This is a genomic window from Alloyangia mangrovi (assembly GCF_002300555.2).
Lineage (GTDB): Bacteria > Pseudomonadota > Alphaproteobacteria > Rhodobacterales > Rhodobacteraceae > Salipiger > Salipiger mangrovi.
Window position 1 is genome coordinate 1 of the sequence record NZ_NTHN02000166.1, and the last position, 231, is coordinate 231.

Annotated in this window: 1 pseudogene; it reads left to right on the plus strand. The window is 71.0% G+C overall.

Going from position 1 to position 231, the window contains the following annotated elements:
- Positions 1-231 (plus strand): annotated as a pseudogene (locus CLG85_RS27260) (sulfate transporter subunit); the annotation flags it as partial.

The following is a 231-nucleotide window of genomic DNA, read 5'->3' on the forward strand; positions in this document are numbered from 1 at the left end:
TACAGGTGATCACCCCCAACCCCAAGACCTCGGGCGGGGCGCGCTGGAACTTCCTTGCCGCCTGGGGCTGGGCGCTGAACCAGCCCGGCGGCAGCGAGGAAAGCGCGCGCGACTACGTCACCGAGCTTTTCAAACACGTGCCGGTGCTCGACACCGGCGCGCGCGGCGCGACCACCACCTTCACCCGGCGCGGCGTCGGCGACGTGCTGCTGGCCTGGGAGAACGAGGCCT